The sequence below is a fragment of the Mitsuaria sp. GD03876 genome, from assembly GCF_029840635.1.
Lineage (GTDB): Bacteria > Pseudomonadota > Gammaproteobacteria > Burkholderiales > Burkholderiaceae_C > Roseateles.
In genome coordinates, this window is sequence record NZ_JAOCCU010000020.1 from 64506 (window position 1) to 86730 (window position 22225).

General features: G+C 69.3%; 24 protein-coding genes. 5 read left to right on the forward strand and 19 right to left on the reverse strand.

Annotated features, from left to right (window positions below):
- The first annotated feature begins 84 nt into the window (after nucleotides 1-84).
- From N5D62_RS14335 to N5D62_RS14345, 3 genes are read left to right on the forward strand one after another with little or no spacing between them, the layout of a single operon-like run.
- A complete protein-coding gene (locus N5D62_RS14335) occupies nucleotides 85-687 on the forward strand; it encodes a LemA family protein (RefSeq protein WP_279758557.1) in 603 nt (200 codons plus the stop codon).
- A 10-nt stretch (nucleotides 688-697) separates the two neighbouring features.
- Nucleotides 698-1693, forward strand: coding sequence for a TPM domain-containing protein (locus N5D62_RS14340; RefSeq protein ID WP_279758510.1), 996 nt, complete (start codon nucleotides 698-700; stop codon nucleotides 1691-1693).
- Nucleotides 1693-2241: a TPM domain-containing protein gene (locus N5D62_RS14345; protein WP_279758511.1), complete on the forward strand. Its 549-nt coding sequence runs from the start codon at nucleotides 1693-1695 to the stop codon at nucleotides 2239-2241. Before N5D62_RS14340 ends, N5D62_RS14345 begins: the two co-directional genes overlap by 1 nt.
- A gap of 179 nt (nucleotides 2242-2420) precedes the next feature.
- Here N5D62_RS14345 and ppk2 read toward each other — a convergent pair whose 3' ends face one another.
- The 18 genes from ppk2 to N5D62_RS14435 all read right to left on the reverse strand — a co-directional run bounded on the left by ppk2 (nucleotide 2421) and on the right by N5D62_RS14435 (nucleotide 17745).
- Entirely contained in the window at nucleotides 2421-3281 is an 861-nt protein-coding gene (gene ppk2 / locus N5D62_RS14350; RefSeq protein ID WP_279758512.1) for a polyphosphate kinase 2, read from the reverse strand.
- Nucleotides 3282-3332: 51 nt separating this feature from the next.
- On the reverse strand, nucleotides 3333-4178 hold the full coding sequence (locus N5D62_RS14355) for a D-hexose-6-phosphate mutarotase (protein ID WP_279758513.1): 846 nt from the start codon (nucleotides 4176-4178) through the stop codon (nucleotides 3333-3335).
- 135 nt (nucleotides 4179-4313) lie between these two features.
- Nucleotides 4314-4730 (reverse strand): F0F1 ATP synthase subunit epsilon, encoded by a 417-nt coding sequence (locus N5D62_RS14360; RefSeq protein WP_279758514.1) that lies wholly within the window; start codon nucleotides 4728-4730, stop codon nucleotides 4314-4316.
- 81 nt (nucleotides 4731-4811) lie between these two features.
- Nucleotides 4812-6224: a F0F1 ATP synthase subunit beta gene (gene atpD, locus N5D62_RS14365; RefSeq protein WP_279758515.1), complete on the reverse strand. Its 1413-nt coding sequence runs from the start codon at nucleotides 6222-6224 to the stop codon at nucleotides 4812-4814.
- A 48-nt stretch (nucleotides 6225-6272) separates the two neighbouring features.
- On the reverse strand, nucleotides 6273-7148 hold the full coding sequence (gene atpG, locus N5D62_RS14370; protein ID WP_279758516.1) for a F0F1 ATP synthase subunit gamma: 876 nt from the start codon (nucleotides 7146-7148) through the stop codon (nucleotides 6273-6275).
- 58 nt (nucleotides 7149-7206) lie between these two features.
- Nucleotides 7207-8760 (reverse strand): F0F1 ATP synthase subunit alpha, encoded by a 1554-nt coding sequence (gene atpA / locus N5D62_RS14375; protein ID WP_279758517.1) that lies wholly within the window; start codon nucleotides 8758-8760, stop codon nucleotides 7207-7209.
- Between the two features lie 91 nt (nucleotides 8761-8851).
- Complete coding sequence (locus N5D62_RS14380) at nucleotides 8852-9385, reverse strand: F0F1 ATP synthase subunit delta (protein ID WP_279758518.1); 534 nt, start codon at nucleotides 9383-9385, stop codon at nucleotides 8852-8854.
- Nucleotides 9386-9387: 2 nt separating this feature from the next.
- A complete protein-coding gene (locus N5D62_RS14385; RefSeq protein ID WP_279758519.1) occupies nucleotides 9388-9858 on the reverse strand; it encodes a F0F1 ATP synthase subunit B in 471 nt (156 codons plus the stop codon).
- A 37-nt stretch (nucleotides 9859-9895) separates the two neighbouring features.
- On the reverse strand, nucleotides 9896-10144 hold the full coding sequence (gene atpE, locus N5D62_RS14390) for a F0F1 ATP synthase subunit C (protein WP_058933479.1): 249 nt from the start codon (nucleotides 10142-10144) through the stop codon (nucleotides 9896-9898).
- An 80-nt stretch (nucleotides 10145-10224) separates the two neighbouring features.
- Entirely contained in the window at nucleotides 10225-11103 is an 879-nt protein-coding gene (gene atpB / locus N5D62_RS14395; protein WP_279758520.1) for a F0F1 ATP synthase subunit A, read from the reverse strand.
- A gap of 15 nt (nucleotides 11104-11118) precedes the next feature.
- Nucleotides 11119-11673 (reverse strand): ATP synthase subunit I, encoded by a 555-nt coding sequence (locus N5D62_RS14400; protein ID WP_279758521.1) that lies wholly within the window; start codon nucleotides 11671-11673, stop codon nucleotides 11119-11121.
- A gap of 281 nt (nucleotides 11674-11954) precedes the next feature.
- Nucleotides 11955-12902, reverse strand: coding sequence for an SMP-30/gluconolactonase/LRE family protein (locus tag N5D62_RS14405; protein WP_279758522.1), 948 nt, complete (start codon nucleotides 12900-12902; stop codon nucleotides 11955-11957).
- A 50-nt stretch (nucleotides 12903-12952) separates the two neighbouring features.
- Nucleotides 12953-13399, reverse strand: coding sequence for a GNAT family N-acetyltransferase (locus N5D62_RS14410; RefSeq protein WP_279758523.1), 447 nt, complete (start codon nucleotides 13397-13399; stop codon nucleotides 12953-12955).
- Nucleotides 13400-13517: 118 nt separating this feature from the next.
- Nucleotides 13518-14156, reverse strand: coding sequence for a glutathione S-transferase C-terminal domain-containing protein (locus N5D62_RS14415; RefSeq protein ID WP_279758524.1), 639 nt, complete (start codon nucleotides 14154-14156; stop codon nucleotides 13518-13520).
- Nucleotides 14153-14899, reverse strand: a complete 747-nt coding sequence (locus N5D62_RS14420) for an alanyl-tRNA editing protein (protein WP_279758525.1) — start codon at nucleotides 14897-14899, stop codon at nucleotides 14153-14155. Before N5D62_RS14420 ends, N5D62_RS14415 begins: the two co-directional genes overlap by 4 nt.
- Nucleotides 14896-15537 (reverse strand): VOC family protein, encoded by a 642-nt coding sequence (locus tag N5D62_RS14425; RefSeq protein WP_279758526.1) that lies wholly within the window; start codon nucleotides 15535-15537, stop codon nucleotides 14896-14898. The genes N5D62_RS14420 and N5D62_RS14425 overlap by 4 nt, the downstream gene beginning before the upstream one ends.
- A gap of 10 nt (nucleotides 15538-15547) precedes the next feature.
- Nucleotides 15548-16387 carry a PhzF family phenazine biosynthesis protein gene (locus N5D62_RS14430; RefSeq protein WP_279758527.1) on the reverse strand — a complete coding sequence of 280 codons (840 nt, stop codon included), beginning with the start codon at nucleotides 16385-16387 and terminating at the stop codon, nucleotides 15548-15550.
- 143 nt (nucleotides 16388-16530) lie between these two features.
- On the reverse strand, nucleotides 16531-17745 hold the full coding sequence (locus tag N5D62_RS14435) for a PLP-dependent aminotransferase family protein (protein ID WP_279758528.1): 1215 nt from the start codon (nucleotides 17743-17745) through the stop codon (nucleotides 16531-16533).
- Between the two features lie 120 nt (nucleotides 17746-17865).
- Here N5D62_RS14435 and N5D62_RS14440 point away from each other — a divergent pair, with 120 nt between their 5' ends.
- Nucleotides 17866-19311 (forward strand): PLP-dependent aminotransferase family protein, encoded by a 1446-nt coding sequence (locus N5D62_RS14440; RefSeq protein WP_279758558.1) that lies wholly within the window; start codon nucleotides 17866-17868, stop codon nucleotides 19309-19311.
- 61 nt (nucleotides 19312-19372) lie between these two features.
- Entirely contained in the window at nucleotides 19373-20155 is a 783-nt protein-coding gene (locus N5D62_RS14445; protein ID WP_279758529.1) for a fumarylacetoacetate hydrolase family protein, read from the forward strand.
- A gap of 135 nt (nucleotides 20156-20290) precedes the next feature.
- Here N5D62_RS14445 and N5D62_RS14450 read toward each other — a convergent pair whose 3' ends face one another.
- Nucleotides 20291-22174, reverse strand: coding sequence for an ATP-binding cassette domain-containing protein (locus N5D62_RS14450; protein WP_279758530.1), 1884 nt, complete (start codon nucleotides 22172-22174; stop codon nucleotides 20291-20293).
- Nucleotides 22175-22225: the final 51 nt, after the last annotated feature.

Below are 22225 nucleotides of genomic sequence, written 5' to 3' on the forward strand. Positions count from 1 at the left end.
GACCCGCCCATGACCACGACCCCGACCCGCTTGCTCGCCACCGTCCGCGCCACCGCGGCCGCCGCCCTGATCGTCGGCGCGCCGATGGCGCTGACCGGCTGCGGCTACAACGAGTTCCAGAGCCTGGACGAGCAGGTCAACGCCAGCTGGTCCGAGGTGCTGAGCCAGTACCAGCGCCGCAGCGACCTGATCCCCAACATCGTCAACACGGTCAAGGGCGAAGCCGGCTTCGAGCAGGAGACGCTGACCAAGGTCGTCGAGGCGCGGGCCAAGGCCACCAGCATCCAGGTCACGCCGGAGCTGGCGCGCGACCCGGCCGCGCTGCAGAAATTCCAGGCCGCGCAGGGCGAGCTTTCCGGCGCGCTGAGCCGGTTGATGGTCGTCAGCGAGCGTTATCCGCAGCTGCAGGCGAACCAGGGCTTCCGCGACCTGCGCGTGCAGCTCGAGGGCACCGAGAACCGCATCACCGTGGCGCGCAACCGCTACATCAAGTCGGTCCAGGACTACAACGTGCTGACGCGCAAGTTCCCGACCAACCTGACGGCCAAGGTCTTCGGCTACGAGACCAAGCCCAACTTCACCGTGCAGAACGAGGCCGCGATCTCCGCGCCGCCGACGGTGAACTTCGACAAGCCCGCGGCGCCCGCCACGGCGCCGGCGCCGGCGGCCTCGCCCGCGTCGAACTGAGGCCGCGCCGATGCGGGCGGCCATGGCGGTGCGCGGCGGCTGGCGCGGGCTCTGGCGCCTCGTGGCGCTGGCGGTGCTCGGGCTGCTGATCGGCGTGGGGCTGCTGCCCCGGGCCCGCGCGCAGGACGTGCAGCCGGTGCCGGCGCTCAGCGGACGCGTCGTCGACCAGACCGGGACCCTGGCCCCGGCGCAGCGACAGGCGATCGAGGCCAAGCTCGCCGCCTTCGAGCAGGAGGCCGGTCCGCAGATCGTGATCCTGATGGTGCGCAGCACCGCGCCGGAGGACATCGCGGCCTATGCGCAGCGCATCGGCGACCAGTGGAAGATCGGCCGCCGCGACGTCGGCGACGGCCTGCTGATCGTCGTCGCGAAGGACGATCGCCGCATCAACATCCAGACCGCGAAGGCGCTCGAGGGCGCGGTGCCCGACCTGGCCGCGCGGCAGATCATCGAGCGCGACATCACGCCCGCGTTCAAGGCCGGCGACTATGCCGGCGGCTTGAACCGCGGCATCGACGCGCTGCAGGCGCGCATCCGCGGCGAGCACCTGCCCGCGCCGGCGCCGCGGCCCGCCCGGACCGGTGGCCATGGCATCGACATCGGGGAGATCGCGATGATCGCCTTCCTCGGCGTGCCGCTGGCGGGCGTGTTCCTCACCTCGATCTTCGGACGCAAGGTCGGCAGCCTGTTCACCGGCGCCGGCGCGGGCGCCGTCGGCTGGGGACTCAGCGGCAGCCTGCTGCTGGGCGCGGGCGCGGCGATCGGGTCGCTGATCCTCGTCGGCCTGCTGGGCATCGGCGCGGCGCGCAGACGCAGCGCCGGCTCGTCCTTCGGCGACTACCGCCGCAGCGCGCATGGCTCGGGCGGCGTCGTGCCGCCGATCATCTGGGGCGGCGGCGGTGGGGGCGGCGGTGGCGGCGGTTGGAGTGGCGGCAGCGATGGCGGCGGCTTCTCCTCCGGCGGTGGCGGCGACTTCGGCGGCGGCGGCGCCTCGGGAGACTGGTGATGACCCGACAGACCGATCACGACGCGCGCCAGAGCGGTGACGCGAGCCGGCTGGGCCGGTTCTTCCGCCATCGCTTCTGGGACGAGGCCGACGTGCGGCGCGTGCTGCCGCCGGCGGCGCTGGCGCGGCTGTCGGCGCGCGTCACCGAGAGCGAGTTGCGCCACACCGGCGAGATCCGCCTGTGCGTCGAGGCCAGCCTGCCGATCAGCTACCTGTGGCGCGGACTGTCGGCGCGCCAGCGCGCACTGGCGCTGTTCGGCAAGCTGCGCGTCTGGGACACGGAGCACAACAACGGCGTGCTCATCTACCTGCTGCTGGCGGAGCACGCGATCGAGATCGTCGCGGACCGCGGGTTGAATCGACGGGTGAGCGCGGCGCAGTGGGCGCCGATCGTCGACGGGCTGCGGCAGTCGCTGCGCGGCGGGCAGTTCGAGCAGGGATTGATCGAGGCGATCCGCGCGGTGGAGGCCTTGCTCGCCGAGCACTTCCCGCCCGATGCCGGCATGCCGCCGCGCAACGAGCTGCCGGACGCGGTCGTCGTCTTATAGCGGTCTCACGCGGCTCCCTCGCCCGCACCGCGGGAGAGGGCGGGGGGGGTGAGGGTCGTCGATCCGCTCAGGTGTGCCACGACCCTCACCCCAACCCCTCTCCCGCAGTGCGGGAGAGGGGCTCAAGAGGATGAGGCTCGGGAGACGTTCGGAGTTCAGGGGCGCAGACGCTCAGAGGCTCAGAGGCTCTTGATCGGCTTGAGCTTCCAGTCGAAGCGCTCTTGCTTCGGGCCGTCCTTCAGCGGCGGGAACTTCAGCGCCTTCTCCGGCACCGACACATCCGGCAGGTGGTCCAGCAGATGGCGGATCAGCGTGAGCCGGCCACGGCGCTGGTCGTTGAAGTCGACCAGCGTCCAGGGCGCGTGCTTCGTGTGGGTGTGCTCCAGCATCCGGTCGCGTGCGCGGCCGTAATCGTCGTAATGCTGGCGGGCTTCAAGGTCGATCGGCGACAGCTTCCACTGCTTGAGCGGATCCTGCGCACGCTCGGCGAAGCGCTCTTCCTGGCGCTTCTGGTCGACGGTCAGCCAGTACTTGAACAGCAGCAGCCCGTCCTCGACGAGCAGGCGCTCCAGGAGCGGCGCCTGGTGCAGGAACTCGTCGGTCTGTTTCGGGGTGCAGAAGCCCATCACCGCCTCGACGCCGGCGCGGTTGTACCAGCTGCGGTCGAAGAGCACGACCTCGCCGGCGCTCGGCAGGTGCGTCATGTAGCGCTGGAAGTACCACTCGCCCTGCTCGCGCTCGCTGGGCTTGCCCAGCGCGACGGTGCGGCACTGGCGGGGGTTCAGCGTCTCGGAGATCGCGCTGATGACGCCGCCCTTGCCGGCCGTGTCGCGGCCTTCGACGATCACCAGCAGCCGCTTGCGGCTGTGCTGCAGCCAGCGCGCGAGGTTGTTGAGCTCGACCTGCATCGGCTGCAGGCGCTCGAGGTAGTCGGACTTCGACAGCTTGGTGCCGTTGCCGTTCTTGCCGGCGCCTTGCGGCTTCTGCGCCTTCCCGGCCTTGGCGTCGTCGCCCGGCTTCCCTGCCTTCTTGTCGCCCATGCTGGCTCCGTTCAGTGAGGAACGGACCAGCTTACCTCGGCGATGGGCCCGTCAGAGCAGCTCGAGCGTCTGCATGCCGGCCCAGGTCTCGCCGGGCTGGAGCTCGACCGGGCGCAGCACCTGCGCGGCCTCGATGCACAGCATCTGTTTCCACCCGCCCTCGGGCATGTCGGCCAGCGCGTTGCCCTTGGCCTCGCCCGGATTCCAGATCACCGCGTCGGCGAAGCCCTGCTGCCGGATCGCCACGCGGCGGTCGGCATCGCGCAGGGTCAGGTCGTGCTTCGCGTCCTGGTAGATGCGGTCCATCTCGCCGTCCAGGCGCAGCAGGTCCTCGTGCTGGGTGCCGGCGCGCTCGGCGGCCGAGTCCCAGTACGCCAGTCCCGACAGGCCCTGCACCGAGGCCGACATGATCTGCGTCAGCCGCAGGTAGGTGTGCAGCGCGGCGGTGAAGGACAGCGGCGCGTCGCCCTTGTTCTCGCAGGCGAGCTCGATCTCCAGCACGCGGCCGGCGATGCGCAGGCTGATCTCGGCCTCGAACGCGTGGGGCCAGACCATGCGGGTCGCGCCGTCGTCGGTCAGGCGCAGCACGGCCAGCGCGTCGTCCTTGCCGGCCTCGGCGCTGACCAGTTGCCAGGGCTTGCCGCGCGCGAAGCCGTGGCGCTGCAGCGGACCGCGCGTGGCGAACTGCGGAAAGATCACCGGCACGCCGCCGCGGATCGCCTGGCCGGAGGCGAAGGCGCTCTTGGGCGAGAGATAGAGCTGCTCATCGGCGCCGGCCGGCACCCACGACACCAGGTGCGCACCGTGCAGCAGCAGCGTCGCGCGGGCGCCGTCGGGCGCGCGGAGTTCGATGGCCTCGAGGCCCTGGTGGCGGGTGATGGAGATCGGAGTGCTCATGCGGGATTGGCGGGGCCGACAGGGAGGCTGGCGGCCCAATGAGAAACGGCAGGCGTGCGGGATGCACGGCCTGCCGTCGATTGTCGTCGCGGGGGAAAGGCCTCGACGTCTCGAGGCCTCGCCGCGTGCGGGGTTTCAGCGCTTGGCGCGGAACTTCCGCAGGGCCGCGATCTGCGCGGCCATCGCGGCGAATTCGCTTTGCGCCTTGGCGAAGTCGATGTCGCTCTTGGCGTTCTTCATCGCGTCCTCGGCGGCCTTCTTGGCGGCTTCGGCGCGGGCCTCGTCGAGGTCCTTGCCGCGGATCGCCGTGTCGGCCAGCACCGTGACGATGTCGGGTTGCACTTCGAGCAGACCGCCGGCGACGAAGACGAATTCCTCGTCGCCGTCGGGACGCTGGATGCGCACCGCGCCCGGCTTGATGCGGGTGATCAGCGGGGTGTGCTTGGGCAGGATGCCCAGCTCGCCGCCTTCGCCCGGCAGCGCCACGAATTTCGCCTCGCCCGAGAAGATCTGCTCTTCCGCCGAGACCACGTTCACGTGGAGGGTTGCCATTGCGTTTCCTTGATCGAGAGGTGAGAAGTCCGTTCAGGCATCGAAGGCGCGTCGCCGTGGCGGCGCACCTTCGAAAGGCCTTTACTGGATCTTCTTGGCCTTCTCGAAAGCCTCATCAATCGTGCCGACCATGTAGAAGGCCTGCTCGGGCAGGTGGTCGCACTCGCCGTTGACGATCATCTTGAAGCCGCGGATCGTTTCCTTCAGCGGGACGTACTTGCCGGGGGCGCCGGTGAAGACTTCCGCGACGTGGAACGGCTGCGACAGGAAACGCTGGATCTTCCGGGCGCGCGCCACGGCCAGCTTGTCTTCCGGCGACAGTTCGTCCATGCCCAGGATCGCGATGATGTCGCGCAGTTCCTTGTAGCGCTGCAGCACCGACTGCACCGAGCGGGTCGTCGTGTAGTGCTCTTCGCCGATGACGTTCGGGTCGATCTGACGCGAGGTCGAGTCCAGCGGGTCCACGGCCGGGTAGATGCCCAGCGACGCGATGTCACGCGACAGCACGACGGTGGCGTCCAAGTGGGCGAAGGTCGTGGCGGGCGACGGGTCGGTCAGGTCGTCCGCGGGGACGTACACGGCCTGGATCGAGGTGATCGAGCCGACCTTGGTCGACGTGATCCGCTCCTGCAGGCGGCCCATTTCCTCGGCCAGCGTCGGCTGGTAGCCCACCGCGGACGGCATGCGGCCCAGCAGCGCGGACACTTCGGTGCCGGCCAGCGTGTAGCGGTAGATGTTGTCCACGAAGAACAGCACGTCGCGGCCTTCGTCGCGGAAGGACTCGGCCATCGTCAGGCCGGTCAGCGCCACGCGCAGACGGTTGCCCGGGGGCTCGTTCATCTGGCCGTAGACCATCGCGACCTTCGACTTGCTCAGGTCCTCCTGGTTCACGACGCCGGCGTCCGACATCTCGTGATAGAAGTCGTTGCCCTCGCGGGTACGCTCGCCGACACCCGCGAACACCGACAGACCCGAGTGAGCCTTGGCGATGTTGTTGATCAGCTCCATCATGTTGACGGTCTTGCCGACGCCGGCGCCGCCGAACAGGCCGACCTTGCCGCCCTTGGCGAACGGGCAGATCAGGTCGATGACCTTGATGCCGGTTTCCAGCAGCTCCTGCGACGGGCTCAGCTCGTCGTAGGCCGGGGCCTTGCGGTGGATCGGGGCGGTCTGGGCCGAGGACACCTCGCCGCGCTCGTCGATCGGGTTGCCCAGCACGTCCATGATGCGACCCAGGGTCGCCTGGCCCACCGGGACCTTGATCATGTCGCCGGTGTTGTAGACCTCGGTGCCGCGGCGCAGGCCGTCGGACGAGCCCAGCGCGATGGTGCGGACCACGCCGTCGCCCAGCTGCTGCTGCACTTCCAGCGTCAGGGCCGAGCCTTCCATCTTCAGGGCGTCGAACACCTTCGGCATCTTGTCGCGCGGGAACTCCACGTCCACGACGGCGCCGATGCACTGAACGATCTTGCCCACCGATTGAGTGTTAGCCATTTTTTCGTTCCTTCAATTCAAATCTGTTGCCTGCGATCGATCGCGAGATCAACCGCTGATGGCGGCCGCGCCGCTGACGATTTCCGACAGTTCCTTCGTGATCGCGGCCTGGCGGGTCTTGTTGTAGACCAGCTTCAGCTCGCCGATCAGCGTCCCGGCGTTGTCGGTCGCGGCCTTCATGGCCACCATGCGCGCGGATTGCTCCGACGCCATGTTCTCGGCCACGGCCTGGTAGACCAGGGCCTCGGTGTAGCGCACCAGCAGCTCGTTGATCACCGTCGGGGCGTCGGGTTCGTACAGGTAATCCCATGCGTGACCCGCGGCATCCGTCTCCAGCGACTCGGCCGTCAGCGGCAGCAGCTGCTGCACCACCGGCTCCTGCTTCATCGTGTTGACGAAGCGGGTGTAGCAGAGATAGACCGCCGACAACCGGCCTTCCGCGTAGGCGTCCAGCAGCGTCTTGACCGGGCCGACCAGCTTCTCGAGCTGGGGGCTGTCGCCGAGCTGCGTCGCATGCGCGACGACCTTGGCGCCGATCCGGTTCATGAAGCCCAGACCCTTGTTGCCGATCGCCACCACTTCCGCCTTCTGGCCGGCCGTCTCAAGTTCCTTGAGCTTGGCCGTCGTCACGCGGAGCAGGTTGGTGTTCAGACCACCGCACAGCCCCTTGTCCGTCGTGACCACGACGAAGCCCGCCGTCTTGGCGTCGGGGTGCGGCACCATGAACGGATGACGGTACTCGGGGTTGGCCTTCGAGAGATTGGCGGCGATGTTGCCGACCTTCTCCGCGTACGGACGGGCCGCGCGCATCCGATCCTGCGCCTTGCGCATCTTCGAAGCGGCGACCATTTCCATGGCCTTGGTGATCTTCTTGGTGTTCTCGACCGACTTGATCTTGCCGCGAATTTCCTTGCCTGCTGCCATGATTTCTCCTGTGAGGGCCGGGTCTTGCCAGACTTCAGCGAGACCCGGTCATGGTTGCTTAGGCGAAGGACTTCTTGAACGACGTGATCGCGGCGTTCAGTTCGGCTTCGGCGTCCTTGTCCATGGCCTTGTCGCTTTCCAGCTTCGTCAGCAGGGCGGCGTGCGAGGTCTTCAGGAACTGGTGCAGGCCGTGCTCGAAGGCCAGGACCTTCTTGACCTCGATGTCGTCCATGAAGCCCTTGTTGGCCGCGTACAGCGACGCGCCCATCAGGCTGATCGACAGCGGGCTGTACTGGGCCTGCTTCAGCAGTTCCGTCACGCGGGCACCGCGGTCGAGCTGCTTGCGGGTCGCGGCGTCCAGGTCGGAAGCGAACTGCGCGAACGCGGCCAGCTCACGGTACTGGGCCAAGTCGGTACGGATACCGCCGGACAGCGACTTGATCAGCTTGGTCTGGGCAGCGCCACCGACGCGCGACACCGAGATACCGGCGTTGATCGCGGGACGGATGCCGGCGTTGAACAGGTTGGTTTCCAGGAAGATCTGGCCGTCGGTGATCGAGATCACGTTCGTCGGAACGAACGCGGACACGTCGCCGGCTTGCGTCTCGATGATCGGCAGCGCGGTCAGCGAGCCGGTCTTGCCCTCGACTTCACCCTTGGTGAAGGCTTCGACGTACTCGGCGTTGACGCGGGCGGCGCGTTCCAGCAGGCGGCTGTGGAGATAGAACACGTCGCCGGGGAAGGCTTCGCGGCCCGGGGGACGGCGCAGCAGCAGCGAGACCTGGCGGTAGGCGACGGCCTGCTTGGACAGGTCGTCGTACACGATCAGCGCGTCTTGGCCGCGATCGCGGAAGTACTCGCCCATCGTGCAGCCGGAGTAGGCCGACACGTACTGCATGGCGGCGGACTCGGACGACGAGGCGGCGACGACGATGGTGTATTCCATCGCGCCGGCGGCTTCCAGGGCGCGCACGACGTTCTTGATCGACGAAGCCTTCTGGCCGATCGCGACGTACACGCAGGTCATGTTCTGACCCTTCTGGTTGATGATCGCGTCGATCGCCACGGCGGTCTTGCCGGTCTGGCGGTCGCCGATGATCAGCTCGCGCTGGCCACGGCCGACGGGCACCATCGAGTCGATCGACTTCAGGCCGGTCTGCACCGGCTGGTCGACGGACTGGCGCGCGATCACGCCCGGGGCGACCTTCTCGATGACGTCGGTCATCTTGGCGTTGATCGGGCCCTTGCCGTCGATCGGCTGACCCAGCGCGTTCACGACGCGGCCGATCAGCTCGGGGCCGACCGGCACTTCCAGGATGCGGCCGGTGCACTTGACGGTGTCGCCTTCGACGATGTGCTCGTAGGCGCCCAGGATCACGGCGCCGACGGAGTCGCGCTCGAGGTTCAGGGCCAGACCGAAGGTCTGCGAGCCGTCGGCGGCGGCCGGGAACTCCAGCATTTCGCCTTGCATCACGTCGGACAGGCCGTGCACGCGCACGATGCCGTCGGACACGGACACCACGGTGCCCTGGTTGCGCACGTCGGTGGACGCGCCAAGGCCTTCGATGCGGCTCTTGATCAGTTCGGAAATTTCAGCGGGATTCAGTTGCATTGCTTGCTCCCAACGGCATCCCGCCGAAGCGGGACACCAGGGTGAATCGGGGGGATCTTGGCAGTCGGGACTGGTGCCTGAGGCCGGGGCCTCAAGCGCTCAGCGCCACTTTCATGCGTTCCAGGCGGGCCTTCACCGAGGTGTCCAGCACCTCGTCGCCGACCACCACACGGATACCGCCGATCAGGCCAGGCTCCAGCTCAACATGGGCTTGCAGCTTGCGACCGAAGCGCTTCTCCAGCGACGCGACCACGTCGGCCAGCTGGGCCGGCTCGATCGGGTACGCGCTGTAGATGTGCGCATCGGACACGCCGGAAGCGGCGTTGGCCAGTTCGTGGAACTGCTGGACCATCGCCGGCAGCGCCGACAGGCGGCCGTTGGCGATCACCTCGCGCAGGAAGTTCTGCACGCCAGGCTGCAGCGTCTGCTTGCTGGCCGCCGACATGACCTGGAACACCTGCTCGGTGCCCACCTTCGGGTCTTCGGCGAACTGGCGCAGCTGGCTGTCGCCGGCGACGAGCGCCAGCGCGGCAAGCTGCTCGTTCCAGGCCTTCAGGTCCTGGGAGGACGCGACCTGGAACAGCGCTTCAGCGTAGGGACGGGCAATGGTTGCGAGTTCAGCCATGATTACAGCTCCGTCTTGAGACGGTTCAGCAATTCGGCGTGCACGCTGGCATTGACCTCGCGCTGCAGGATTTGCTCGGCGCCCTTGACGGCCAGCGCGGCGACCTGCTCGCGCAGGGCCTCGCGGGCACGCACCGACTGCTGCTCGGCTTCAGCCTTGGCAGCGGCGATGATCTTGGCAGCCTCGTCTTCCGCGCGCTTCTTCGCCTCGTCCACGATCGCCACGCCGCGCTTCTCAGCGTCGGACAGCAGCTTGGTGGTTTCGTTGCGGGTCTGCGCCAGTTGCTCGTCGACCTTCTTGTTGGCGTTGGCCAGTTCGGCCTTCGCCTGGTCGGCGGCAGCCAGGCCAGTGCGGATCTTGTCCGCGCGTTCGTCCAGCGCCTTGACGATCGGCGGCCAGATGAACTTCATCGTCACGAACACGAGGACGATGAACGGGATCCACTGAATGAACAGGCTAGCGTTGATATTCACGGCACGATCCTTTCAGACGTGAAAGGGGCGTGGCGGATTAACGCAGCACGAACGGATTGGCGAAGGCGAACAGCAGGGCGATGGCGACGCCGATCAGGAACGCGGCGTCGATCAGGCCGGCCAGAATGAACATCTTGGTTTGCAGTTCATTCATCAGCTCGGGTTGACGGGCCGAGGACTCCAGGAACTTGCCGCCCATCAGCGCGATGCCGATGGAAGCGCCGATCGCGCCCAGACCAACGATGATGCCGCAAGCCAGAGCGACCAGACCGAGGATGTTTTCCATGTTTTGCTCCTGAGAGAGTTAGATAAAAAGGAAAGGGAAAAGGAATCGGGAAATCGAAGGATCGTGACTGTCCGGCCGGATCAGTGCGCGTCGTGCGCCTGGCCCAGGTAGATCAGCGTCAGCATCATGAAGATGAAGGCCTGCAGCGTGATCACCAGGATGTGGAACAGCGTCCAGACCGTGCCGGCGATGACGTGGCCGATGGCCAGGCCGATGCCGGTGCCGGTCAGGGCCCAGCCGCCGCCCATCAGGGCGATCAGCATGAACACGAGTTCGCCGGCGAACATGTTGCCGAACAGTCGCATGCCATGAGACACCGTCTTGGCGATGAACTCGATGACCTGCATGAGGAAGTTGAACGGCCACAGGGCCCAGTGGTCGCCGAACGGCGCCGAGATCAGCTCATGGGCCCAGCCGCCCAGGCCCTTGATCTTGATGTTGTAGAAGAAGCACAGCAGCAGCACGCCGGTGGACAGGCCGAGCGTCGTCGACAGGTCCGCGGTCGGGACGACGCGCATGTAGGCGTGGTGGGCATCATGGCCGGTGGAGGCGACATAGCCGGTCCACAGCGAGGGCAGCCAGTCGACCGGCAGCATGTCCATGGCATTCATGAAGAAGATCCACATGAACACGGTCAGCGCGACCGGGCCGACGAGCCGGCGGCTCTTCTCGTTGTGGATCAGCGCCTTGGCCTGGTTGTCGACCATCTCGACCAGGATCTCGACGGCGGCCTGGAAGCGGCCGGGGACGCCGGCATGCGCCTTGCGTGCGGCACGCCACAGGAAGAACAGCGCGATCAGTCCGAGGACCGAGGTGTACAGCAGCGAGTCGAAGTTGAAGACGTTGAAGTCGACGATGCTCGTCTGCTTGACGTCCTCGAATTGGAAATTCTTTTGCCAGTGCTGCAAGTGGTGGGTGATGTATTCACCCGAGGTCGGCGCGTGTCCTTCTGCTGCCATGGTTGCTTTCCGATGCTATTTTTTGAATCGACCCCGCCGAAGCAGGGCCAGCCAATTTGCCTTCAGGGTCACGACCAGGGTCGACAGCAGCGCTGCCCAACTCAAGGCCTTGAACCCCACGGCGACCGCCACCAGGATGGCGACCGCCAGAATGATCTTGATCAGCTCCCACACCATGAACGACAGCACCGCGGTGCCGCCGCCCATCGCCGGGCGCCGGGTCATGCCCCACGCCATCAGGGCGTTCGGCACGACCACCGAGACGGCACCGAACAGCGCCGACCAGGTTTTGTCGCCCTCCAGGGACAGCAGTCCCCACAGCGCGACCATCACGGCCCCCGCCGCCGCCTGCCAGGTCAACAACGACCAGGCCGACACCACCGGAAGCCGGGCTCGCAAGTCCTGGGCTTGTTCTCGCGTCAGGGGCTTGAAAGCCGCTTCGTCGCCCGTATCTCCCTCGATTCCATCGTCCCAGGGATCCTGGCTGGCGGTGCCTGGGGCGTTCGTTTGAACGCGCCTGGGCGGCTCGGCGGGCGGCGCATCGGGTGCGCGCGCAGGATCGGGGTTCACGGCGTCGGGGGGCGAGCGGCAAAACCACGGGATTATAGGGGTACTGGCCTGACAGACCCTTAACAGCCCGAGTCGCCGGCCCATCCGCCTCAACTTGACAGCCTGTGCGAAGCGCGCATAGGACCGTGCCGCGCCCTGTTCATGGGGGCTGGACGCTTGGAACGCCCCGTCCCGGCGCTCCGGCGCGCGAGGTGCGCGCGCAACACCTGCCCCCTGGACCGCGCTCGGGATTGCGTTCAGTCCGCGCGGGCCGTGCCGCAAGTCATGTGGCGACGACCGGTTCAGCCCGGCCAGCGGGCGAACCGCACCGGCAATCCGGCCACCGGCACCCGCATCTTGAGCACGCAGCCGGCCCAAGGTTGTGCGGCGAGCTCGGCCTCGCTGCGCTTTTCCCGTGCGGTGGTGATGAAAATGGTGCGCAGGTCCGCGCCGCCGAAGGCCGGCATCGTCGCGCAGCGCACCGGCAGCTCGACGCGCGTGAGCACCTCGCCCGCGGGCGACAGCCGCAGCAGTTGCTGCCCTTCCATCATCGCGACCCAGTAGCCGCCCTCGACGTCGACCGCCGCGCCATCCGGCCGGCCGCCGTAGGTGTCCAGCGGCTGGTCCGCGCCGCGCGGCTCGAAGCGCGCGAACGGTTCGCGCTCGCCGAGCGCGCCGGTCTCCGCGTCGAAGCGCATCCGGTAGATCTCGTGGGCCTTGGTGTCGGACCAGTACATCGTGCCGCCGTCCGGGCTCCAGCCCAGGCCGTTGGACGTGGTGATGCCGTCCTTCATCGCGACGAAGGCGCCATCGCGCAGGCAGTACAGCGCCGACACCGGCTGGCGCGCGTCGTCGATCGTGCCGACCCAGAGCCGCCCTTTCGCGTCGGCCTTGCCGTCGTTGAAACGCCGCTTGGACGCGTCATAGGGGGGATCGAGGAGCTTCTCGTACGCGCCGGTGGCCGGATCGAAGCGCCACAGCCCGTTGCGCTGCGGGATCAGCAGTCCGCCGCCTTCCAGCGGCACGACGCAGCCGGGCTCGTCATTGAGCGCCCAGCGGGTGGGCGCCCCGGCGCCGTTGTCGAGCCGGAACAACGCCTTGCCCGGGATGTCGACGTAATAGAGGCATTGCTCTACCGGATGCCAGAACGGCGATTCGCCCAACAGCGCCGGCGTCGTCGACGCGGGCTCGAGGCGGAAATGCTCGTCCGGGGACGCGGGGATCGAGGCGGAGGCTTGCGGCGAGGTCATCCCGCGATGCTATGCCGGTAACCCGGCGAAACCGGATGCCCCCGCGGCGATCAGGCCAGGTCGACCTTCAGGTAATGCGCGCCGGCGATCGGGTTGAAGTAGTACGGCGGGATTTCCTCGAAGCCCAGGCTCTCGTACAGGCCGCGCGCGGCTTCCATGTCGTCCAGGGTGTCCAGCAGCATGCTGGAGTAGCCGGCGCCGGTGGCGCGGTCGATCAGCGCCTGCGCCATCGTGCGGCCCAGGCCGAAGCGGCGGAACGCGGGGCGGATGAACAGGCGCTTCATCTCGCAGGCGTTGGCGTAGTCCGAATCGGCCATCGGCCGGAAGCCGCCGCAACCGGCGACCTGGCCGTCGACCAGCGCCAGCAGCATCGCGCCTTGCGGCGCGTCGTATTCGCCGGGCAGCGAGGCCAGTTCCTGCTCGAAGTTCTGGAAGTCCAGGTCGATGTCCAGGGTCTGCGCGTATTCGCGCATGATCGCGCGCGCTTCTTCCCACATCGTGGGTGAATCGGGGCAGATCAGTCGTATCTCAGGGGTATCCACAGCGGGCGAGTGTAGCGAGCGGGGAATTGGCGGCAAGGCGCGCGTCTAGGGACCCGCCTCCACGCGCGGCCGTTCAGGGCCCGGCGGCGGGGCCGTGCGCGGCGAAGCCGGGACGTCGCGAGAGCCGTTCGAGCCAGGCCTGGACGGCGGGAAGCTCGACATGCGGGATCGGCGCGGCGCGCCAGCGATGGGCCGACAGGCCGAGCACCACGTCGGCCAGCGTGAAGGCGTCGCCCAGCACGAACGGGCCGCCCGAGCGCGCGAGCTGCCTGTCGAGCATCGCCATGTGGCGGTTCCAGTTCGCGATGCTGGCCTCGATCTGCGCCGGATCCTGGTGCAGCGCGCTCTTGCGCACCGTGGCCATGAACGCGTAGCGCCAGCTGTTGTTGAGCTCGCCGCCCTGCCAATCCATCCACATCTCGACCAGCGCCCGGCGCCGCGGCGCCTCGGGCAGCAGGTCGTCACGGCCTTCGCGGCGGGCGAGGTAGCGGCAGATGCTGTTGCTCTCCCACATCGAGAAGGCGGCCCCGTCCGCGGCCGCATCGGCATCGATCAGCACCGGCATCATCGCGTTCGGGTTGAGCGCGCGGAACGCGTCGGCCTTCACGTCGACGTCCTCGCGCGCCAGGTCCAGGCCCAGCTCGACGCCGGTCCACAGCACCTTGCGCACGTTGATTGACGCCGCGCGTCCGAGCACGCGCAGCCCGCTCATGCCGCGGGCGCGGAGGCGGCGTCGCTCGCGAAGCCGAGCACCACGCGCCGCGTCTTCGCCGACTTCTTCTCGATCTTCGTGACGACCACCGCGCCGATCTCGGCGGTGTTGGCCACGTGCGTGCCGCCGCAGGGCTGCAGGTCCACGCCGTCGATCTTGAGCACCCGCACGCGGCCCGAACCGCGCGGCGGCTGCACGCTCATGCTGCGCACCAGGCCGGGGTTGGCGTCGAGGTCCTCGTCGCTGATCCAGCTGTGGCTGACCGGATGCGCCTCGGCGACCAGCCGGGCGATGCCCGCGGTCAACGCGTCCTTGTCGAGCGCGTCGGTCATGTGGAAATCGAGCCGCGCGTAGCCGGCGGTGATCGAGCAGCCGTCCACCGGATGCGGCACCAGCGCGCACAGCAGGTGCGTCGCGGTGTGGAAACGCATGTGGGCATGGCGGCGCGACCAGTCGATGCGCGCGGTCACCGGCAGGCCACCGCCCAGGGCGTCCAGGCCGCCCAGGTCCTGTTCCGGCGCGGGCAGGTGCAGGATCTCGCCGCCCTCGCCCTTGCGGGTGTCGGCGATGCGGATCTCGCGGCCGCCGGGCAGCGTCAGCGTGCCGGCGTCGCCGGCCTGCCCGCCGCCTTGCGGATAGAACACCGTGCGGTCCAGCAGCAGGCCGCGCTCGTCGGCGCGCAGCAGCATGGCCTCGCACTCGCGCAACTGCGCGTCCTCGCGGAACAGGTCCTGGGTGCTCATCGAGGCAGGACGTCGTCGAGGTCGCCGGACTGCGTCGGCTCGTCGGACAAGACGCCCTCGATCGCCTCCAGCTCGACCGTGCCCTTGGGCGTCGAGAGCTCGGCGCGCAGGCCGTCGCGGGCCTCGAAGCCGAGCAGTTGCACGCCGCTCTCGGGCAGCTTGTCGGTCGGATGGGCGTCGCCCTTCCATTCGATCGGCACCGGCAGGCGCTCCTTGCGCAGCCGGCGGCCGTCCTCGCGCAGCGCGATGCGCCAGCTCAGGTCGCCGCGCGCGGCCTCGACCGCCTCGCCGGCGTCGATGCCCTCGCTCTGCCAGATGGCCAGCGTCGCGTCCAGGTTCGGCACCCGCGCGACCCAGTGCAGCAGCGCCGGGCCGTCCTTCAGCCGGTCGCGCACGGCGGGCTGGTCCAGGTCGAACCAGCGCGGCCGGCCGGGATCCGGGGCCTCGGGGTCGATGGCGATGATTTCCAGGTAGCACCGCGGATAGGCCGGCGGCGCGCTGATGTTCAGCAGCAGGTTGTGCGTGCCCATCAGCGCATGGCGTCCGCCGGGCTGGGGCGCGACGCCGAGGACGCGTTCGCACCAGGCGCGGCCCTCCTCCAGCGTGTTCGCGGCGACAACGAGATGATCGACTTCCATGTTCATGGCTTCACAACCTCACCTGACCGTGGATCAACGGCGTGACATCGCCGCCAATCCAGCAATGTCCGCCCTCGCGTGCGACGTGGACCCGGCCGGCGCGCCCGAGGGCGGCGCCCTGGGCGGCCACATAGCGATCGGGCGCCAGACCGGCGCCCTGCAGCCATAGTGCCAGACCCGCGTTGAGGCTGCCCGTCACCGGGTCTTCCGTGACACCGATGTCGGGCACGAAGGCCCGGACCTCGAACTGCTGCGGCGACCCCGCCGGATAGGCGCCGACGACGCCGAGCTTGAGCCCCGCCATCGCCACGAAGTCCGGCTGCAGGCGCAGCACCGCCTCCGCCGACGACAGCCGCGCGGCCATCCACTGCGGACCGTTGTCGACCCAGACCAGGTCGAGCAGGTCCGGCTCGGCGATGCGCAGCGCCTTCAGCGCCTGGGCGCGCAGCGCGGGCTCGACCGGCCCTTCGCGGCGCAGCGGCGGCGCCGCGAACGCGAGCCTGCCACCGTCGCGGCGGATGCGAACGAGGCCGATCGCGCATTCCTGGACCACCTCGCCGGGCTGCTTCGGATCGCCGCCGGCGGCCAGCCAGGCGTGGGCGGAGCCCAGCGTCGGATGGCCCGCGAACGGCAGCTCGCCACCGGGCGTGAAGATGCGCACCCGGTAGTCGGCGGCCGGATCGGTCGGCGGCAGCAGGAAGGTCGTTTCCGACAGGTTGGTCCACTGCGCGAAGGCGGCCATCGTGGCCTCGTCCAGGCCCGCGCCGTCGACGACGACGGCCAGCGGGTTGCCCTTCAGGGCCTCGGCGGTGAAGACATCGACCTGGACGAATCGGCGGAGTTCGGACATCGGGAACCTCGTGGCGGCAGGGCGAAGTCGACCGCGCCCGGCTGACGGGGCGGTGACGGTGCCAGGAACAGGGGACACGCCGGGCGGCTGGGCCCGGCGCGGGCATCACGCGATCAACGCGCGCGACGCGCGGCCGGGGGGGCTCAGGGCGCGGTTTCGGCGGTGGTCAGCGCCAGCGCCTCGTGCAGCACGCGGCCGAGCTTGTCGACGCCTTCGGCGATCAGGTCCGGCGTCAGCGTCACGAAGGACAGGCGCAGCGTGCGCGGATCGGGCTGGTGCGCGTAGAACGCGGCGCCCGGCACGTAGGCGATGCCGGCGTCCACCGCGCGGGGCAGCAGGGCCATCGCGTCCAGGCCCTCGGGCAGGCGGATCCAGAAGAACATGCCGCCTTCCGGGGTCTGCCATTCGCAGCCCGGGGGCAGGCACTCGGCCAGCGCCTTGGCCATCGCGTCGCGGTTGGCCTTGTAGCGGGCGCGGATCTTGGGCACGTGCTCGTCCAGGAAGCCGCCCTTGATGACCTCGTGCACCACGCGCTGGTTGAAGCCCGGCGTGTGCAGGTCGGCGGCCTGCTTGGCCTGCAGCAGCTTCGGGTAGAGCTCGGTCGGGGCGACGATGTAGCCCAGGCGGAAGCCCGGCGTCAGCACCTTGGAGAACGACCCCAGGTACACGCTGCCCTCGGGCCACAGCGCGCTCAGCGACGGGGGCGCGGGCTGGTCGAACCACAGGTCGCCGTAGGGGTTGTCCTCGACGATCGGCACGCCGGCCTTGCGCGCGGCGGCGACGACCGCCTCGCGGCGCTGGGCGCTCATCACGCGGCCGGTCGGGTTCTGGTAGTTCGGCAGCAGGTAGGCGAAGCGGGTGCCCGGCGCGTCGTGCGGCAGCGCCTCGATCGCCGCGGGCAGCGGGCCCTCGTCGTCGCTGGCCAGGCTGGCGAAGATCGGCTCGTAGGGCGTGAAGGCCTGCAGCGCGCCGAGGTAGGTCGGCGTCTCGACGGCGACCGGCGCGCCGGCGTCGCACAGCAGCTTGCCCACCAGGTCCAGCCCCTGCTGCGATCCGCTGGTGATCAGCACCTGGTCCGGCGACACCTTCAGGCCCAGCGACGCGACCTTGGCCGCCACCCACTCGCGCAGCGGCGCGAAGCCCTCGCTGGCGGCGTACTGCAGCGCTTCCTTGGCGTTGTGGGTCAGCACGCGGTCGCAGGCGGTCTTGATGGCCTCGACCGGGAACGTGTCCGCGCTGGGCAGGCCGCCGGCCATCGACAGGATGCCTGGCTTCTCGGTGACCTTCAGGATCTCTCGGATGATGGACGGGTTCATGCGCGCGGCGCGGCGGGCTTGCGTCCAGGGACTGCGGTTCATGGGGGGTTGTCTCCGGTTGAGCGGCCCAGTCTAGTGCGTCGACCAGCACAGAACCAATACACTTGGCCATACCACCGCATCCTCTGTATCGGCATGGACAGCAGCACAGTGAACGCCGGCATGAGCGCCTCGTCGAGCGCGAATGTGGCACCGGTCGCCCTCTCCCGCAACGCCAGCCAGCCGCTGGCGCAACAGCTGGCGCAGCGCTTCGCGGCGCGGATCCAGCAGCGGCTGCTGCTGCCGGGCGCGCGGCTGCCCTCGGTGCGGGACTGCGCGCGGCACCACGGCGTGAGCCCCTACACGGTGGTCGCGGCCTATGACCAGCTGCTCGCCCAGGGCCTGCTGGAAGCCCGCAAGAAGCGAGGGTTTTTCGTTCGCGAAACCCGCGTGGTGCCGACGCGCGCGCCGGCCGTCGCCGAAATGCCGACGGCGTCGCCGCTGCCGCCGCCGGTCGACGCCAGCGCGCTGATCCGGGGCATGTTCCAGGCGGACGCGCGGCGCTCGCCGGGCCTGGGGACGCTGCCGGCGGAATGGCTGGACCTGGGGCTGCTGCAGTCGACGCTGCGCCGGCTGGCCGCCAACGCCGACGACGCCCTGCTCTCGGGCTATGGCGAGCCGCTGGGCGACGAGCGTCTGCGCCGCGCGCTGTCGCGGCGGCTGCTGGACATCGCCGTCCAGGCGGCGCCGGACCAGATCATGAGCACGGTGGGCGCCACGCACGGCCTGGACCTGATCACGCGGGCCTTCCTGGAACCGGGTGACGCGGTGCTGGTCGACGACCCGGGCTGGGCGATCGAGTACGCGCGGCTCTCGCAGGCCGGCATGCGGCTGCTGCCGGTGCCGCGCGGCGCGCAGGGACCGGACATGGCGGTGATGCGGCGGCTGATCGAGGAACACCGGCCGCGGATGTACGTGACGGTGTCGGTGCTGCACAACCCGACGGGCGCGACGCTGGACCTGGCGCACGCGCACCAGGTGCTGCAGCTGGCGCACGAGCACGACCTGCTCATCGTCGAGGACGACACCTACGCGCTGTTCGCGCCGAACCATGCGCCGCGCCTGGCGGCGCTGGACCAGCTGAGGCGGACGATCTACGTCTCGGGCTTCTCGAAGATGCTGTCGCCGGCCTGGCGGGTCGGCTTCGTCGCGGCGAGCCCGGACCGCATGGCGCGGCTGACCGAGCTGAAGCTGCTGGCCTCGCTGACGACCAGTCCGCTGATGGACCGCGCGGTGGCGCTGTGCCTGGAGCAGGGCCTGCTGCGCAAGCATGCGGAGCGGATCTCGGCGCGGCTCGTGGCGGCGCGGCAGCGCTGCGTGCGGCTGGTCGAGGACGCGGGCTGCCGCTTCGCCGCGACGCCGGCGGGGTTGTTCGGCTGGGTCGACGCGGGCGTGGATACGGAGCGGCTGGCGCCGGTGATGATGGACCAGGGCTGGCTGATCGCGCCGGGCATCCTGTTCAGCCCGACGCGCACGCCGGGCACGCTGATGCGGATCAACTTCGCGACCTCGCAGGATCCGAAGTTCTGGCAGGCGATGGCCCGGGCGCGCGAGGCGCTCAAGCGCTGAGCGCGCCGGCGCGATCGGGCGGCGCCCGGCGGTGACCGCGCGGCGGCTACAGTCGTCGCCCATGAACGCCACCACCTCCTCCCCCGCCGCGCTGGGCGCCGCGCTCGCCGACGCGTGGACCTCGGACACGCTGCTCGACGACACCGCCTGGTCGCTGCCCGACGAACCCGCGGCCTACGCGGCCCAGGCCGAACTGGCCCGGCGCCTGGACTGGCTGTCGCCCGGCCGGACGCAGTTCTGGAAATGCGGCGGGTCGTCGCGCGAGGGCGCACTGGGACATTCGCCGCTGCCGCCGATGCGCGCGCGCGAGGTCCGCGGCCTGCGCAACGGCGGTGATTTCAGCGACCTGGTCCTGATCGGCGCGGAGGCGGAGATCGCGCTGCGCGTCGGCCAGGACGTGACGCCGGAGATGGCGGCCGCGCTGGTGCCCGGCCAGGCCGAGCATCTGATCGACGCGATGTGCGTGGCCGTCGAATGGCTGGGATCGCGTTGGCAGCGGGGCCTGGCGACGGACAACCTGTTGCGGCTGGCGGATGCACAGACCCATGGCGCGCTGGCGCTGGGCCCGTGGCAGGCGTGGAAGCCGGGCCATGACTGGGCGAACCAGTCCTGCGAGCTGATCGTCGGCGACCAGCCGCCGATGGGCGGCATCGGCGGCCACGGCCTGAACGATCCGGCCTGGGTCGTCGCCGGATGGCTTCAGGAAGCGACGCGGACCGGCCTCACCGTGCCGGCGGGGAGTGTCGTGACGACGGGCTCCTGGCGCGTCGCCACGAAGCTGTCGAAGGGCGCGACGGTCACCGCGCGCTATCCGGGCCTGGGCGAACTCTCGGTCCGAACCTGATCCGGCGTCCTCGGTCGCAAAACCGTCGCAGGGCGGTGATGTAGCGGGGCGCGGACAGGGCTTGGGGGTCCTGGAGGGAGCCCCCATGCCCTGGCAGTGCCAAGCCCGGTGCTGGCAGTCCGGCAGGTCAGCCGATCACTTCGCCTCGAGCGCTTCCCAGCGCTCCATCAGCACGAGCAGCTCATCGTCGATCTCGGCGCTGCGGTTGGTCACTTCGCTGATCTTGGCGGCACCCTGCTGGTAGAGCTCGGTGCCGTTGAGCAGTGCCTGCAGGTGCTTCTGCTCGGTCTCGAGCGCGCCGATCCTGCCGGGGATCTCGTCGAGTTCCCGCTGTTCCTTGTAGCTGAGCTTGCGCTTGGTCGCGACCACCGGTGCCGCGGCCGCGGCCGGGGCGGGCGCGGGGGCCGGTGCCGCCGCGGCGACGGGCGCCTGACGCGCCTTCAGGTCGGCCGCCCGCTGGGACTGCTTGAGCCAGTCCTCGACGTCGCCTTCGTACTCGCGCCACTTGCCCTCGCCTTCGCTGACGATGGTGGAGGTCACGACGTTGTCGAGGAAGCGCCGGTCGTGGCTGACCAGGAACACGGTGCCGTCGTACTCGGCCAGCAGTTCCTCGAGCAGTTCCAGCGTCTCGATGTCGAGGTCGTTGGTCGGTTCGTCCAGCACCAGCACGTTGGCCGGGCGCGCGAACAGCCGGGCCAGCAGCAGCCGGTTGCGCTCGCCGCCGGACAGGCTGGACACCGGCGATTCGGCGCGAGCCGGCGAGAACAGGAAGTCGCCCAGGTAGCTCTTGACGTGCTTGCGCTGGTTGCCGATCTCGATCCACTCGCTGCCCGGGCTGATGGTGTCGGCCAGCGTCGCGTTCAGGTTGAGCGCGTCGCGCATCTGGTCGAAGTAGGCGACCGACATCTTGGTCCCCAGCCGCACGGTGCCGCTGTCGGGCGGCAGCTCGCCGAGGATCATCTTCAGCAGCGTCGTCTTGCCGGCGCCGTTCGGGCCGATCAGGCCGACCTTGTCGCCGCGCAGGATGGTGCCGGTGAACTTGTCGACGATGACGCGGTCGCCGAAGCGCTTGGAGACGTTCTCCAGCTCCGCGACGATCTTGCCGCTGGACTCGCCGGTGGCGATGTCCAGCCGCACCTTGCCCTGCACGTCGCGGCGGGCCGCGTGTTCGTTGCGCATCTCGTGCAGGCGCTGCACGCGGGCGACGCTGCGGGTGCGGCGGGCCTCGACACCCTTGCGGATCCAGATCTCCTCCTGCGCCAGCAGCTTGTCGAAGCGGGCGTTGGCCAGCGCCTCGTTCTCCAGCTCGTAGGCCTTGGCGGCCTGGAAGGCGGCGAAGTTGCCGGGATAGCCGCGCAACTGGCCGCGGTCGAGCTCGACGATGCGGTTGGCGACGTTGTCCAGGAAGGCGCGGTCGTGGGTGATCAGCAGCAGGGAGCCCTTGAAGCCGTTGAGCAGCTCCTCGAGCCAGCGGATCGCGTCCAGGTCCAGGTGGTTGGTGGGTTCGTCCAGCAGCAGCACGTCGGGCTGCGCGACCAGCGCGCGGGCCAGCGCGACGCGTTTCTTCAGGCCGCCGGAGAGTTCGCCGACCTTGCGCTGGCCGTCCAGGCCGAGGCGGTGCAGCGTCTCGTCGACGCGCTGTTCCCAGTTCCAGGCGCCGATCTGCTCGATGCGCTCCTGGACCCAGGCGAGGTCGTCGTTCTCGTCGTGGGCCTCGTAGCGCTCGCGCAGCGCCTTGGCCTCGGCGACGCCCTCGCTGACGACGTCGAAGATCGTCGCCTCGGGGCGGAGTTCGGGTTCCTGCGGGACGTAGACGCTGGTCAGGCCCTTCTCGAGCTGCAGCAGGCCGTCGTCGAGTTTCTCGATGCCGGCGAGGATCTTCAGCATCGAGGACTTGCCGGTGCCGTTGCGGCCGATCAGGCCGACGCGGTCGCCGGTTTCGAGGGAGAAATTCGCGCCGTCGAGCAGCGGCACGTGGCCGAAGGCGAGGTGGGCGTTGGAGAGGGAGAGGACAGCCATCGGGCGATTGTCCTCGATGGCTGAAACACCCCCTCACCCCGGCCCTCTCCC